This is a genomic window from Myxococcus sp. AM011 (assembly GCF_013372595.1).
In the GTDB taxonomy this organism is placed as follows: domain Bacteria; phylum Myxococcota; class Myxococcia; order Myxococcales; family Myxococcaceae; genus Myxococcus; species Myxococcus eversor.
The window spans coordinates 1-14,217 of the sequence record NZ_JABXEM010000279.1 but is presented as its reverse complement, the minus strand read 5'-3'; the positions used below and the strand labels follow the sequence as shown (position 1 = coordinate 14,217).

At 69.3% G+C, this 14,217-nt stretch carries 14 protein-coding genes; 1 reads left to right on the top strand and 13 read right to left on the bottom strand.

All coding sequences use genetic code 11. From position 1 onward, the window contains the following. The 11 genes from HUW62_RS38900 to HUW62_RS38850 all read right to left on the bottom strand — a co-directional run. Positions 1-1,074: hypothetical protein (locus HUW62_RS38900; protein WP_176437288.1), on the bottom strand; the 1,074-nt coding region annotated here is incomplete at its 3' end. After that, a complete protein-coding gene (locus HUW62_RS38895; RefSeq protein WP_163865173.1) occupies positions 1,071-1,640 on the bottom strand; it encodes a cytochrome c in 570 nt (189 codons plus the stop codon). The genes HUW62_RS38900 and HUW62_RS38895, both read right to left, overlap by 4 nt. Beyond that, complete coding sequence (locus HUW62_RS38890; RefSeq protein WP_163865174.1) at positions 1,637-2,158, bottom strand: DUF3341 domain-containing protein; 522 nt, start codon at positions 2,156-2,158, stop codon at positions 1,637-1,639. The genes HUW62_RS38895 and HUW62_RS38890 overlap by 4 nt, the downstream gene beginning before the upstream one ends. Next, positions 2,155-3,636 carry an NrfD/PsrC family molybdoenzyme membrane anchor subunit gene (gene nrfD / locus HUW62_RS38885; RefSeq protein ID WP_176437287.1) on the bottom strand — a complete coding sequence of 494 codons (1,482 nt, stop codon included), beginning with the start codon at positions 3,634-3,636 and terminating at the stop codon, positions 2,155-2,157. Before nrfD ends, HUW62_RS38890 begins: the two co-directional genes overlap by 4 nt. Beyond that, the gene (locus HUW62_RS38880) at positions 3,633-6,614 is read right to left on the bottom strand and encodes a TAT-variant-translocated molybdopterin oxidoreductase (protein ID WP_176437286.1); all 2,982 of its coding nucleotides are present in this window, start codon (positions 6,612-6,614) and stop codon (positions 3,633-3,635) included. Before HUW62_RS38880 ends, nrfD begins: the two co-directional genes overlap by 4 nt. Before the next feature lie 12 nt (positions 6,615-6,626). Continuing rightward, the gene (locus tag HUW62_RS38875) at positions 6,627-7,250 is read right to left on the bottom strand and encodes a cytochrome c3 family protein (RefSeq protein WP_163865177.1); all 624 of its coding nucleotides are present in this window, start codon (positions 7,248-7,250) and stop codon (positions 6,627-6,629) included. Continuing rightward, on the bottom strand, positions 7,247-7,888 hold the full coding sequence (locus HUW62_RS38870) for a respiratory nitrate reductase subunit gamma (RefSeq protein ID WP_176437285.1): 642 nt from the start codon (positions 7,886-7,888) through the stop codon (positions 7,247-7,249). Before HUW62_RS38870 ends, HUW62_RS38875 begins: the two co-directional genes overlap by 4 nt. After that, positions 7,885-8,727 carry a c-type cytochrome gene (locus HUW62_RS38865; RefSeq protein WP_176437284.1) on the bottom strand — a complete coding sequence of 281 codons (843 nt, stop codon included), beginning with the start codon at positions 8,725-8,727 and terminating at the stop codon, positions 7,885-7,887. Before HUW62_RS38865 ends, HUW62_RS38870 begins: the two co-directional genes overlap by 4 nt. Before the next feature lie 369 nt (positions 8,728-9,096). Continuing rightward, a complete protein-coding gene (locus HUW62_RS38860) occupies positions 9,097-9,495 on the bottom strand; it encodes a hypothetical protein (protein ID WP_163865180.1) in 399 nt (132 codons plus the stop codon). 41 nt (positions 9,496-9,536) lie between these two features. Continuing rightward, the gene (locus HUW62_RS38855; RefSeq protein WP_176437283.1) at positions 9,537-10,652 is read right to left on the bottom strand and encodes a cytochrome-c peroxidase; all 1,116 of its coding nucleotides are present in this window, start codon (positions 10,650-10,652) and stop codon (positions 9,537-9,539) included. Between the two features lie 227 nt (positions 10,653-10,879). Next, the gene (locus HUW62_RS38850) at positions 10,880-11,743 is read right to left on the bottom strand and encodes a YfiM family protein (RefSeq protein WP_176437282.1); all 864 of its coding nucleotides are present in this window, start codon (positions 11,741-11,743) and stop codon (positions 10,880-10,882) included. A 119-nt stretch (positions 11,744-11,862) separates the two neighbouring features. Here HUW62_RS38850 and HUW62_RS38845 point away from each other — a divergent pair, with 119 nt between their 5' ends. Continuing rightward, positions 11,863-12,969 carry an acyltransferase family protein gene (locus HUW62_RS38845; protein WP_368670587.1) on the top strand — a complete coding sequence of 369 codons (1,107 nt, stop codon included), beginning with the start codon at positions 11,863-11,865 and terminating at the stop codon, positions 12,967-12,969. Between the two features lie 21 nt (positions 12,970-12,990). Here the strand turns inward: HUW62_RS38845 and HUW62_RS38840 are convergent, their stop codons facing one another. Together HUW62_RS38840 and HUW62_RS38835 are read right to left on the bottom strand one after the other, a co-directional pair. After that, positions 12,991-13,542 carry an FxsA family protein gene (locus HUW62_RS38840; RefSeq protein ID WP_176437281.1) on the bottom strand — a complete coding sequence of 184 codons (552 nt, stop codon included), beginning with the start codon at positions 13,540-13,542 and terminating at the stop codon, positions 12,991-12,993. Positions 13,543-13,619: 77 nt separating this feature from the next. Continuing rightward, the gene (locus HUW62_RS38835; RefSeq protein ID WP_163865184.1) at positions 13,620-14,156 is read right to left on the bottom strand and encodes a hypothetical protein; all 537 of its coding nucleotides are present in this window, start codon (positions 14,154-14,156) and stop codon (positions 13,620-13,622) included. Positions 14,157-14,217: the final 61 nt, after the last annotated feature.

Genomic DNA, 14,217 nt, shown 5'->3' with positions numbered 1-14,217 from the left:
CTCATACACCCCCACCGTCAGCCCCTCCGGCTGGTGCGCGGGCGCCACCATCAACTGCAAATCCAACCAACGCCCCACCAGCAGCACCCCCGCCACGCGCAGCAGGTGGTTCGGGTTCATCTTCGCGGGACGCGGCAACAACAGCACGAACGGCAGCGCCCAGTTCAACACCACATTCACATAGAACGGCACCTCCCACCCGCCATGCATCCGCGCGATGAAGTAGACCGTCTCCTCCGGGATGTTCGCGTACCAGATGAGCATGAACTGCGAAAACCAGAGGTATGCCCACAGCGTGGAGAACCCGAACATCAGCTTGCCCAGGTCATGCAGATGGCTGGAGTTGAGCCGAGGCAGCGCCCCCGCCCGGTGCAGCAACACCGCCACCACGGTGATGGCACACACACTGGAGCTCAAGAGCCCCGCCACGTTGTAGAGCGCGTAGATGGTGCTGAACCAGTGCGGCTCCAGACTCATCAGCCAGTCGAACGCCGCCAGACAGAAAGTCAGAGAGAAGAGCACCAGGAACACCGCCGACACCGTCACGTTCTTCCGGGTCAACGGCTCGCCGTGCTCCACGTCCTGCCGCAGCGAGTTGCGCCGCAACATCCAGGTGAAACCCACCCACACCGCCAACATCACCCCCATCCGAATCGCGAAGAAGGGCGCGTTGAGGAAGGCCGCCTTCTCATGCAGCAGGTGGTCCGTCTCCATCACTCCCGGCTTCGCCCAGGGATACAGCTTCGTCACGAACGGCAGCAGCGCCAGCAGCGTCACCGCGCCCCAAGGCACGTAGGACGCGAACGCCTCCGGGATTCGCTTGAAGACGGTGAACCACCCCGCGTTCGCCACGTACATCAGGGCCAGGAACACCGCACCGCCCAACCCCAGGCACAGGAAATAGAAGCCGCTCGTCAACAGGCTGGTCAGCGCTCGCTCCGGGGCCTGCACCAACCCCAGCACGAGAACTCCCAACCCCGCTCCCGCCGCCACCTGCGCGGCGCGGTGGAAGACAGGCGAGACGGCGAAGCCACCCTGGGACTCGGTGGCGGCTGCTTCGACGGGGGCGCTCATGGCGTCTCCTTGCGCGCCGTGCGCGCGGGGTTCTGGAGCGTGCGCAGGTAGTGGACCAGCTTCCACCGGTCCTCCGGCGCCACCTGCGAGCCGTGGGCCGGCATGAGTCCCTGCCCATGGGTGATGATGTGGAAGATGCGTCCATCCGGAAGCCCCACCGCGTGCTCCGCCAGCAGCGAGGGCGGCATCGGGAAGCGCGCCGTCACCGGACCATCCCCCAACCCTCCGGAGCCATGACACGGCGAGCAGTACCGTTGGAACGCCGTCTGGCCTCGCGCCACCACCTCGGGCGATGCGGGATACGGATTGCGCAGCTCGCTCCCCGCGCGCTCGGCCGCCTCCAGGCCGGCGGACAGGTGCAGCGGCAGATGCCCCCGAGGCACCGTGCCCTTCGCCGGAGCCAGCAGCGTCTTGCCGTCCCCCGTGTTCGGGTTGGGCGCGAAGCTGTCATAGGGCACCGAAGCCACCATGTCCGGCGCGTACTCGAAGTTCGGCCGCGTCTCGTCCTGCTCGCAGCCGCCGACGGCCAGCCCCAGCGCCGCCAGTCCCACCCAGGTCCTCCTCACGGCCCCACCTCCTTCAAGTCCGTGGCCACCGCGCCATGACGGCGCAGCAGGTCTTCGGCGGCCTCCAGCGACTCCGGGGACTGGCGCGGCGCGATGACGATGGCGAACCGGTCATCCGTCACGCGGGGCAACGTCTGAAGCTTTTTCCCCGGAAACAGCCGGGCCCTCACCAGGAACGCCGCCACCGTGCTCAGCGCGGCGAACAACACCGTCAGCTCGAACGTCACCGGGATGAAGGCCGGGAACGAGTTGAACGGCTTGCCCCCCACATTGAGCGGCCAGCTCACCACGCTGGTGTAGAGCTGGAGTGACAGGGCCAGCGTGCAGCCCAGGAGCCCCGCCCCGAAGCACACCCAGGTGAGCCGACTGGGCTTGAGGCCCATCGCGTCATCCAGGCCGTGCACCGCATAGGGCGTGTACACGTCGCGCAAGTCATGTCCCGCCTCTCGCACCGCGCGGGTGGCGGCGAGGACCTGCGCCTCGTGCTCGAAATAGCCGATGAGGACCGGGGCGCTCATACGGGGACGTCCTTCCGGGTGGCGATGGCCAGCGGCGGGTGGAGTCGAGGCGACGAGGGCTCCGTCGACACATCCCTCGCGGGGGCATGCGTTGAGGGATGCGCCTCGGCGTGCTCGTGAGGATTCCTGGCGAAGCCCAACACGCTCTTCACCTCGCCGATGGAGATGATGGGCAGCACGCGGACGAAGAGCAGGAACAGGGTGAAGAAGAGCCCGAACGTTCCGATGAAGGTCCCCACCTCCACCATCGTGGGCGTGTACATGGACCAACTGCTGGGCAGGAAGTCGCGGTGCAGGCTGGTGACGATGATGACGAACCGCTCGAACCACATGCCCACGTTGATGACCAACGACAGCGCGAAGATGGCCGCGGGCGACGTGCGAATCTTCTTGAACCAGAACAGGTGCGGCGACACCACGTTGCACGTCACCATGATCCAATACGCCCACGCGTAGGGACCGAAGGCGCGGTTCATGAACGCGAAGCGCTCGTATGGATTGCCCGAGTACCAGGCGATGAAGAACTCCGTCGCGTACGCCAGCGAGACGATGCCACCCGTGACGATGATGACCTTCGTCATGTTCTCCAGGTGGCGCAGCGTAATCAGGTGCTCGTAGCCCAGCACCACGCGGGTGATGATCATCAGCGTCAGCACCATCGCGAAGCCGCTGAACACCGCGCCGGCCACGAAGTACGGCGGGAAGATGGTGGTGTGCCAGCCGGGAATCACCGACGTGGCGAAGTCCATCGAGACGATGGTGTGCACGCTGAGCACCAGCGGCGTCGCCAGTCCCGCGAGCAACAGGTACACCGTCTCGTAGCGGCTCCACGTCCGGTGCGACCCTGTCCACCCCAGCGACAGAACCTTGAAGACGGCCTTCTTCACGCCTGCCTTCAACCTGTCACGCACGGTGGCCAGGTCCGGAATCAGGCCCACGTACCAGAACACCGCCGACACCGTGAAGTACGTGGAGATGGCGAACACGTCCCACAAGAGCGGCGAACGGAAGTTCACCCACAAGCTGCCGCGTGTATTGGGATAGGGCAGCACCCAGAAGGCCAGCCACGGCCGCCCCATGTGAATGACGGGGAAGAGCGCCGCGCACATGACAGCGAACAGCGTCATCGCCTCCGCCGCGCGGTTGATGCTGGTGCGCCACTTCTGCCGGAAGAGGAAGAGGATGGCGGAGATGAGCGTGCCCGCATGGCCAATGCCCACCCAGAACACGAAGTTGGTGATGTCGAACGCCCAGCCGATGGTCTTGTTCAATCCCCACACGCCGATGCCGGTGCCCACCTGATACGCGACGATTCCCGCGCCCGTGCCCAACACGGACACCGCTATCGCGAACGCCGCCCACCACTTCCACGTGGGCGCACGCTCCATGGGCGCGCAGATCTCTTCGGTGAGCTGGCCCAGGGTGCGCGGCTCGGTGACCAGCGGCACGCGCAGCGGGGACAGGTGCTGTTGGCTCATGTTCCGCTTCCCGACCCGGTGTTCCGGATCTTCGTGAGGTAGGTGATGGACGGCCCGATGTTCAGCTCCTCCAGCAGCCGGAACGCGCGCCCGTCCTTCGCCAGCTTCGCCACGCGGCTGTCCGGGTCATTCACATCCCCGAAGTGGAGGGCCTTCGCGGGACAGCTCTGCTGACAGGCCGTCTGGATGTCGCCGTCCTTCAGCGCGCGGCCCTCGCGAGCCGCCGCGGCCTTGCCCTCCTGGACGCGCTGCACGCAGAGCGAGCACTTCTCCATGACGCCCCGGCTGCGCACCACCACGTCCGGGTTGAGCACCATCCGCTCCAGCGGCTCGTCGTGCGGATAGTCGAACCAGTTGAAGCGGCGGACCTTGGTGGGGCAGTTGTTCGCGCAGTAGCGCGTGCCCACGCAGCGGTTGTAGACCTGCTGGTTGAGCCCCTCGCTGGAGTGCACCGTCGCGAGCACCGGGCACACCGTCTCGCACGGCGCGTTCTCGCAGTGCTGGCACATCATCGGCTGGTGGACGACTTGAGGGTTCGCCTCGTCGCCCTGGTAGTACCGGTCGATGCGCATCCAGTGCATCTCGCGCTGCCGCAGCACCTCGTCGCGGCCCACGCTGGGGATGTTGTTCTCCGCCTGGCATGACACCACGCACGCCGAGCAGCCCGTGCACGCGCTCAGGTCCACCGCCAGCGCCCACCGGTGGCCCTTGTACTCGTGGCCAGACCAGATGGAGAGCGGGTGCGCTCCGTTGCCGCCATGCCCGCCGTGCTCCTCGTTGCCCGCGCGCGGGTTCGCCAGGAACGCGGCCAGCTCCGCCTCGCGCACGTGCGGCCGACCTTCCAGTCGCGAGTGCGTCTGCGTGAGCGCCAGCTTCTGCTTCTCGCCCGTCCCCACCACCGTCGCCCCCGGCACCGAGCGCCGCACGCGCCCCTCCACCACCGCCGCCAGCGGGAAGACATTCGTGCCCACGCCATCGCCGATGCGTCCCGCCCGCGTCCGGCCGTAGCCCACCGCCACGCCGAGCACGGACGGGTGCGTCCCCGCCTGCACCAGCACGGGCAGGGACAGCGCCTCACCGCCCACCCGCACCCGCACCACGTCTCCGTCGCGCAGGCCCAGCTCCTTCGCCCGCGAGGGTGCGATGAGCGCGGGGTTGCCCCAGGTGGCCTTGGTGATGGGGTCTGGCACCTCGTGCAGCCAGGCGTTGTTCGCGAATGCGCCGTCGCGCAGCGCCACCGAGGGGAACAGCATCAGCTCCCACTCCACGGACGACCGCGCCACCGCGCCCAGCACCTTCGCCATGCCGTCTTCGCGGAAGGACAACGGCACCGTCGGTAGCGGGGAAAGCGTCACGACACCTCGGCGGACCGAGTCGTCCCAGAAGGCACTGAAGGACGCCCCTGCTTGCGCGACGTGCGGGAAGACCTCCGCCTCCCATCGGGCTTGCAAGAATTCATGGTGGGACACCGGGACGTCCGCCCACTTCAGCAGCGACTCCACCGCGTCCCGGGTGTCGTGCAGCGGCGCCACCGCGGGCTGTCGCAGCGAGAGCACGCCTCGTCGCGGCTCCGCGTCTCCCCACGACTCCAGCGGGGTGGAGGCCGGGGCATGAAGCCGCGACAGGATTGCCGTCTCGTCCAGCCGGTCATTGAGCGCCACGGTGAGCGGCACTCTCTTGAGCAGGGCTCCCAGCGCCGCTCCTCTCGGGTCCGCATGGGCGGGATTGACGCCGAGGAAGAGCACCGCACCTACTCCACCCTCGCCCAGCTCGGTCAGCAGCTCGCCGTAGGAGAGGGCACGCTCGTCCAGCGCCACGCCCTCCATGGGCAGCACCGTGGTGCCCTCGTTTCCGAGCAATACGTTCGCCGTCGCGGCCAGCACCTGCGCGGCCACCTCGTCACCACCGCACACGACCAGAGACTCCGTGCGGTGCGACCACAGGGCTTCGGCCAGTTCGTCCAGCGCGGCCGGCTCCAATCGCGAGGCCGGCAACTCCTTGAGGCCAGGGACGGTACGCCCCGCCTTCACCGCCAGGCGGCGCACCACGTCGCCCAGGGCGAGCGTCACCTCGGAGGGGGCCACTACGAAACGGCGGTCGGCGGCTGCGCCGGTGAGCGTCATCACCGGTTCAATCTGGTAGTGCCGCGCCATCGCCCTTCGCCCGGCCGCATCCCGCGCCTCGGTGTACTGGCGCGTGAAGGCCACCGGCGATACCCACGTACCCAGGAAGTCGGCGCCGAAGCTGGCGATGACCTGGGCACGGTCGAAGCGGTAGTCGGGCACCACGCGCGCGCCGTGCGTGAGGCGGTATGCATCACCTATCGCGGCGAGCTCACCCAGCGGTTCGTAGCGCACGGTGCGCGCCAGGGGGTGCGCGGCCAGGAAGCGCTTCACTCCGGCTTCGGCGGTGGGCCCCATCCCCCATGGCAGCACCAGACGGATGGACTTGCCCGCCTCGGCCACCTTGCGCAGCCCGGCCTTCACCTCCGTGTCCAGGTCCGTCCAGGACACTCGATGGCAGTCGCGTGAAGGGAAGCGGGCGCGGCTCGCGTCGTAGAGCGAGAGCACGGAGGCCTGCCCCACCGCGCACACGCCACCGCGCGATACGGGGTGCTCGTCATTGCCCTCCACCTTGATGGGACGTCCGTCGCGTGTCTTCAACAGCAGACCGCAGCGCGCCGAGCAGCCTTCGCAGGTAGAGGCGTACCAGAGCGCGGTGCCCGGCATGACTTCGTCCGGCCGGGACACGTAGGGGATGAGCTTCTGCACCGGGGCGCGCTGACACGCCACCATGGCCGCGGCGGCGCTCAGCCCCATCATCTTGAAGAAGTCGCGACGGCTGCTCGCGTCCGGCGGCGTGGCGGCGACGCCCACCGGGAGTTCCTCGGCGAACTCGTCGCGCGACTGCTCCAGCCACGCGGCGTCGGTGGCCCGCTCGGCCAGGCTCTGCCAGTACTTGGGAAGGGGGTCGGACATGGCGAGAGGTCCTCAGCGGTGGCAGCCCGAGCAATCCGAGGGCGGCCGGAGGATGCGGGGGGATTTCGAAGGCTCGGGAAGTGGCGTGCCGGAGGTCAGCGCCAGCAGCTCTCCCGCGCGAGGTGCGGACGGCGTCGGCGCGGCGAGTGCCTCCGTCGACATCTCGCGGTGACAGTCGAGGCACCAGCCCATGGTCATGGGCTCCACCTGCTCCACGCGCACCATCTCCTGGACCTGGCCGTGGCACGTCTGGCACTTCAGGCCCGCGGTGACGTGGCTCGCGTGGTTGAAGAAGGCATGGTCCGGCAGGCGATGGACGCGCACCCATTCGATGGGTGCATTCGCGGCCACCGCCGCCGCCACCTTCTGAATCTCCGGCGAGTCCTTCTTCACCTGCGTGTGGCAGTTCATGCACACGCTGGCGGAGGGCACTCCCGCGTGACGACTGCGCTCGGCACCCACGTGACAGTACTGACAGTCCAGCTCGTACTGGCCCGCGTGGACCGCGTGGGAGAAGGCCACCGGCTGCGCGGGCATGTGGCCCTGCTGGTTGTTCACCGGCCCACTGCAGCCACCGAGGCCCAGCGCGACGAGCGCACCGGCGTACCCCAGGGCCTGGAAGGAAACGCGGCTCATGGCGTCTCCTCGCGAGGCGTGACAAGCAGTCCGGGCTCGGCGGACTCGACGGGCCTGGTCGAAGGCACCGGTGCCGACACACGGCTCATCCGGAAGAAGGGAGCCAGCCCCAGCAGGGTGAGGCCCGCGAGCAGGTGGACCTGGAAGACGAGCGGCGCACTCTGAATCAACGTCGAGTCCGGCTGGACGGCCAGCACCGAGCGCAGGTACGGCACCGTCACGTGCACGTACCAGGCGGAGCTCCAGCGCAACGACACCGCCACGTACACGCCCGTGAGGACATGAGCGAACACCAGTCCCAGGGCGACCGCCGAGCCCCACTGGCGCTCGCGTGCCTGGCGCAGGGTCAGCGAGCACAGGCCCCAGCCCAGCAGCAGCGCGCCGATGAGGCTCACCGACTCCAGCGCGAACAGTCGCGACGGCGAGGCGTTGAAGACCTGCATCGCACGCGGCGCCGCGAGGCCCAGCAGGTGGTTGAAGGCGACGATGGCCGCTCCCGCCAGCACGGCGCGGCCCGCGGGCGTCCAGGGCGAAACCGGCGCGGGCGCCTCACGCAGCGTCAGCCCGCGGATGATGCCCACGAGCGCGACGCCGGCCGCCGCGTATGGAACCAAGGAGAAGAGGAGGGAGTCGCTCACGAGTGACCTCGCGCGGACGGCGTGGTGAAGACCACCCCGATGAAGCCCAGCGCCGCGACCAGACCGACGACGCCCAGGTAGAAGAAGTCACGGTCCGCGCGCGGACGGCTGCCATCACGCGAGGCGTCCGCGAGATAGGCCTTGAGGGCGTACTGCTCCTCCTCGACGAGCGGCGCCTTCGCGTACAGCGCGCCCATCATCGGCCCCTCCAGCTTCGCGAGCCCGGGACGCATCCCCTTCTCGCCCATGCGCGCGAAGGCGAAGGTGAGGTTGGGGCCGAGCGTGCCACCACCCGCGATGCCCAGGCCGCGCACGTCATGGCAGCCGATGCAGGCGGCACCTCCGTTGGTCAGCGGCTCGGAGCCTTCGAAGAGGCGACGGCCCCGCGCGATTTCCTCCGGCGTGGCGTCCGTGCCCATCTTCTCCGCGGGCGAGGGCTTGCAGCCGCCCTTCTCCTTCCGCGTGCACTCGCGGAAGAAGGAGAAGAGGCTGGCGCGCTCCGCGTCGGACAGCGCCTGGTCCGGCATGCGCACGCCGTTGAACTTCGTCAGCAGCGCGCCCGCGACGGGGTCTCCCGAATCGATGAGCGCACCCGGGCTCTTGATGAAGCGGGTGAGCCACGCCTCGTCGCGACGCTCCAGCACCCCGTGCAGGTCCGGACCAATCCGGTCGCCCTCGCCCACCGAGTGACACGTCGCGCACCGCTGGGTGAAGAGCTGCGCGCCCTGTCGCGACGCCTGCGCCAGCGCGGTCGGTGCTGCCAGCACGGCCAGGAGCGGAAGGATGGGGACGAGCGTTCGCTCCTGATGCGGCCGTCCTCCCAGCACACGTGTCCGCATTGCTGCGTGCCCCTCCTCACGGGGAAGCCAAGCTCGTTGCTCGGCACACGCGGACTCAGTGCAACCAGGGGGCCAGGGAGTTCACTGGCTCACGCCCTCATGGAGCACGGGAAATCATGCGAAGGGAGCGCAGCATTTGCGCCGCGCGGCACGAGCGGACGCACCGTTTGCCAACGCACGAAGGCGGGCAAGAACAGGTCCTCGCACCGTGCGGCCTCCAGCACGATGGATTGCTCGGCTCCAGCGTGAAGCCCACGAGCCCACACAGAGCAAAGGGCTGACGAGCAGCCCTGCTCGACACTGGGAGCGTAGCGAGCCTCCAACACAAGACCGCGCGGGGAGCGAGAGGCTCCACCCGCGCGGCACGGCTCACATCGCGGTGGTGGTGAACACGCCGCGGCCGATGGCCATGATGCCGCCGATGATGAACACGATGGCGAGCCCCACGCCCGCCAGCGGCAGCGCGTAGCCCGGCTGCGGACGACGCCGGTTCACCGACAGCAGCACCTGCGCGACGACGGCCGCCAGCACCATCAGCACGATGTGGCCGATGAGGGCCGGGTAGTAGAAGCGCGTCACCAGCACGAGGATGCCGAGCAGCACCTGGAGGTGCAGCAGCCCCGCGAAGGAAGCGCCGAGGATGCGGCCGCCCTTGTCGAACGGGCGCTTCGTGGCGAAACCGAAGGCGAAGTAGGCGATGGCCAGCACGCCCGCGAGCAGCACCAGATAGCGAAGCCCTGAGTGGGCGTAGAAGAACATTCGGTCCATGGGGCTCGCGGTTTAGCAACGCACGGGGTGAGACGCACGTTTCAAGACGGATCCGCCTCGGGCGTCTTCTTCGTGCTGGGGGGAAGCGGCGGCGCGGCGATGCGCTCCCGGGGCGGCAGCTCGCCCGTGAGGCTCCGGAGGAAGGCCACCAGGTCATCCACCTCCCCGTCCGTCAGCGTCCGCGCCAGTTGGTGCTTCGCCATCAGCCGCACCATCGTCGGCAGGTCCTTCACGCTGCCGTCGTGCAGGTACGGCCCCGTCCGCTCGACGTCCCGCAGCGTGGGCACCCGGAACTTGCCCCGGTCGTCCTCGTTCTTCGTCGCATCGAACCGCCCCGCGTCCGTCAGGCCCGGGTAGTCCTCCAACAGCCCGAGCTTCTGGAACGACATGCCTCCCACCGCTGGACCGTTGTGGCACGTGGTGCAGCCCGTGAGGGCGAAGAGCTGGAGGCCGCGCAGCTCCGGCTCGGTGAGCGCGGCGTGCTCTCCCGCCAGGAACCGGTCGAAGCGCGACGTCGTGGTCAGGCCCCGCTCGAAGGCGGCGATGGCGCGCGCGGCGTTCGTCAGCGACAACGACTTCTTCTCTCCGGGAAACGCCTCGCGGAAGCGCGTGACGTACTCCGGAATGGAGGAGAGCGTGGCCACCACCCGCCGCTCGTCGGGCATGGCCATCTCCACCGGATTCAAGATGGGGCCCGTGGCCTGCGCCTCCAGCGTGTCGGCGCGGCCATCCCAGAACTGCGCGATGTGCCCCGCCGCGTTGTAGACGGTGGGCGAGTTGCGCGTGCCCTTCTGCCCCCGGTGCCCGTCCGACAGCGCCTTGTTGTCCACGCCGTAGGTGTCCAGGCCGTGGCAGGTGTTGCAGGAGACATCGTGGTTCTTCGACAACCGCGGCTCGAAGAAGAGCATGCGGCCCAGCATCACCTGCGCCTCGGTGTCCTTGGGCGCGGGCTTCGCGTCCTTCGCCGGAGGCAGCGGACGGAAGAAGTGCGCGAGCTGGTCGGGCGTCAGCGGCTTCGGCGTGCGCGGCTTCGGCGCGGCCTGCTCCACCGGAGGCGCGGGCTGAGACGCGACCTCCTGCTTCGGCTCGCACGCCGTCAGTCCACCCGCGCCGAGCGAGGTCAACGTGAGCAGCATCAGGAACCGGTTGCGCGACATGAGGCACTCCAGGGGCGTTTAACGGACCGGGACGCTACCAGTCCTACTCCGCCATGTTGCCCGCGTCTTGATGACGCACCCCACGTCCCCTTTCAGCGTCCATCAGCCTCGGCGACGGCAACCGCTCCTCCGCTCCCCTGCTCCTCGGACATGAGGGCCTGGGCTGCGCGGGCACCGGCCAGCGGCTACCTCTGAAGACGGGGTTGTTCCTTCGTGTCGACCCGCGCTCAGCGCCCTCGCAGCGGCGCATCGGCGGTGTGCCGCGCGGTCGACGTGCCTGGCTCCGAAGACGACGAGGAGGATGGATGCGGGATGAAAGCGCTGGGGAGACGGACGAGACGCGCGAGGACGTCGACGTGCTCGTCTGTCGCAAGTGCCTGATGCGCCGAGGCGCCAGGTCCGGTGGCATCGAGCTGCCCCGCTGGCTCCAACGCTCGCTGAGCGAGCGAGGGCTCTCCGACACCGTCCACGTCATGCCCACCGGCTGCCTGCGGCAGTGTCCCCGAGGCCAGGTCACCGTGCTCGTCACCGGCGGAGACCCGCGACAAGGCAGCGCCCTGATGACGGTGGATCCGCTCATGGACCGCGAGAAGCTGCTGCGACTCATCGAAGCGCGCGCGCGTCCCGACGAGGAGCTCCTGTCGCCCGAGCCCGCCGCCCCCGAGTCCTCCAGGGACGAACACGACGAGCGGAACATCCCGTCGTAGCGGCGACATCGCGGACGCCTCGCGCGAGGGAGACCCGAAGACGAGCCGGTCGACGAGCCACGACACGCCCAACCCCGTCGCCGTCCCCGCCGCGTCCCACACCAGGTCCTTGAACGAGAAGGTCGTCCCTCGCCCCAGGTCGTACAGCTCCTTGCCCACGCCCACCCCGAGCGCCAATCCAGCACCCGTCAAGAGGCGCGCCTCTGGCGGCTCGAAGAGCAGCGCACCGGCGCCATAGCCCACGCCCGCCAGGACGAAGCACGCCGCGAAGTGCTTCTTCTTGTCGGGGCCCAGCCACTCATCTCCAGACGCGGCCCTCGCGGACACAGGCGTGGTGGACACGAGCAGCAGCGGGGCGAGCAGGCGCAGGGAGAGGGTCCGCATGAGCAGGGATGTAGCACCCCACGGACCGTCCAGGTGGCTCGCCCGGAGCGTGGCAGTGGCATCTCGCCATCGAGCGTTTTCGAGACGCGGCCCCTGGGTCGTCCTATGCTCCAGGTCGCGTGAAACGACTCGGTCCCTCGTTCACCTTCCAGCAGCAATCGACCCGGCACCCCGGGCTCGATGGTGCTCGTGGCCTCGCTGTCCTCGCCATGGTGCTGGGACACACGCTGGACGCGCTGCTCTCACCCGAGGCTCGCCAACTGCCCTGGGTGCAGCACTACTGGAGCTTTCGCGGAATCACCGCGCCCCTCTTCCTGCTGGTGAGTGGCTGGGCCGTCGTCGCCGCCCTGGGCACCAAGCCCAACGCCGCGCGCGACACGCTCGGTCGCCGCATCCGCCGGTCGCTGTTGCTGTTGTTCCTGGGATACTTCCTGCACTGGCCCGGCTGGCCGGCGGTGCATGACCTGGGCTGGACGGACGCCATGCTGTCGCGCGTCTTCGCCTTCGATGCGCTCCAGTGCATCGGCTTCGCGCTGCTGTCGGGCTCGGTGCTGCTCGCGCTCGTGCCCGCGCGCGGAGGCCGTCCGCTCGTCCTGCTCACCCTGGCATTGGCCATTCCGCTGGCGAGCACGGCGATGTGGCGGCTGGGCGCGGGGCTGCCCATGCCGGTGCAGCAGTTCCTCGGCAGTGGCGAGGGAAGCCGCTTCCCCTTCTTCCCCTGGGCGGGCTTCTTCTTCGCGGGCGCCTTCGCCGCCTATGCGCTGCACCTCTTGAAGCCGGGCTGGCCGCAGGGGCTGGCGCTGCTCGCGTTGGGCGCGGGGATGCTCGGGCTCGCGCATCTGACGACCGCCGACTGGGGCCCCACGAGCGCGTGGCTGGTGGCCTATCGCGTGGGCCAGGGGCTCATCGTCCTGGGCGTGGTGAATCTGGCCCCCGTCCGGCTCAGCGGGCTCCTGGCGCCGATGGGGCGACTGTCGCTGTGGGTCTACGTGCTGCACCTGCCCATCGTGTACGGCTGGGCGGACATCGGCGGCCTCTCCGGCCGCGTGGGCCCCATCCTCGGGGTTCCCGCCGCGGTGGGCGTGGGGCTGGTCCTGCTGCTGACCTGCGCGGGTGTGGCCCGGCTCGGCCGCTGGCTGCTGGACCAGGCCCGCCCCTGGCGCGCGGGCTCCACCACGCTCAACGCCAACCTCAGCAGCTCCACGCGGATGAGCCCTCGGGCCTGAGGCGCGGGGCCGCGCGCGGCTTCAGTGTCGCGGCTCGTCCTCGGTGAACTCCGCATCCACTTCCGACTTGGATGCACCGGAGCGCATGCGCGCGGACGGGCTCGCCGCGTCCTCCGTCCACGACTCGGGGAATGGAGTCCGCGAGACAGTCTCGTCGGGGAACGGCCCGGGAAAGCCCACGCCACCAAGGGTGGTGACGCGCAGCGAGCCGTCCCGCATGCGGCGCTCCACGGCCCGGCGCAGGCGCGCCGTCACGAAGCGACGCACGGGAGGCAAGAGCAGCGACAGGCCCACCACGTCGGTGATGACGCCGGGAATCACCAGCAGCACGCCGCCGAGCATCACCAACGCGCCGCTGAACAGGCCCTCCTCGGGGACCTGCCTCCGGGCCAGGGCGTCTCGCCAGCGGCGCATCACCCTGCCGCCCTCACGACGGGCGAGCCAGGAGCCCACCACGCCCGTCAGCAGCACCAGGGCCAGCGTCGGCATGAAGCCCACCTCGCGGCCGATGACGACCAGCAGGTACAGCTCCAAGAAGGGAACGATGAGCGCGAGCAGGAAGTACTTGAACACCCCCGCAATCTAACGCCGAGCGCTCCCTCGCGCCGGACAACCCAGCGGGCGTGAAGGCCCCTCCTCGCCCGCCCGGCCTACCTGCCGCCGAGGTTCCCCAACATCGAGTCCACGAGCATGTAGAGGAAGAAGAAGGCGGCGATGGCGATGAGGAAGAACTTCGCGCCCGGCTGGAAGCTCTTGGTCCCTTCCGTCGTCAGCGGCGTGTACGTGGCGGAGCCCATCGCCTCGGTCGACGCCCCGGAGGCCCCGCCCGCGTAGCGCACCGTGCGCATGTACTGGTCCGCCACCATGCCTTCGTCGGAGGCCACCAGCGAGCGGCCCAGTTGGGGGTCCACGAGCCGGGCTCCCGCCTGGGTGGCCAGTCTGGAGGCCTCGCCCACCACCTCGCGCACCAGGTCCGAGCGCTCGGCCAGGGGGATTCGCAGCTCGGTGGCCACCACCCGCCCGCCCTCGCGCAGCACGCCCACCTCCACGTCTCCGTGCTGGAGGTGCCAGAGGCGGTTTCCATCCGGACGGACGGTCACCCGCTTCTCCGAGAGGTGGCCATCCACCCGCGCCGCCTCGTAAGGCGTGCCCGGCGTCATCGTCTGTAGGAGCAACTCGTATCTCACGCGGGTTGCGAGTATACGCCGCGAATCGCCATGCCCACCTCTTCCAAGCCCCCTTCTGGCC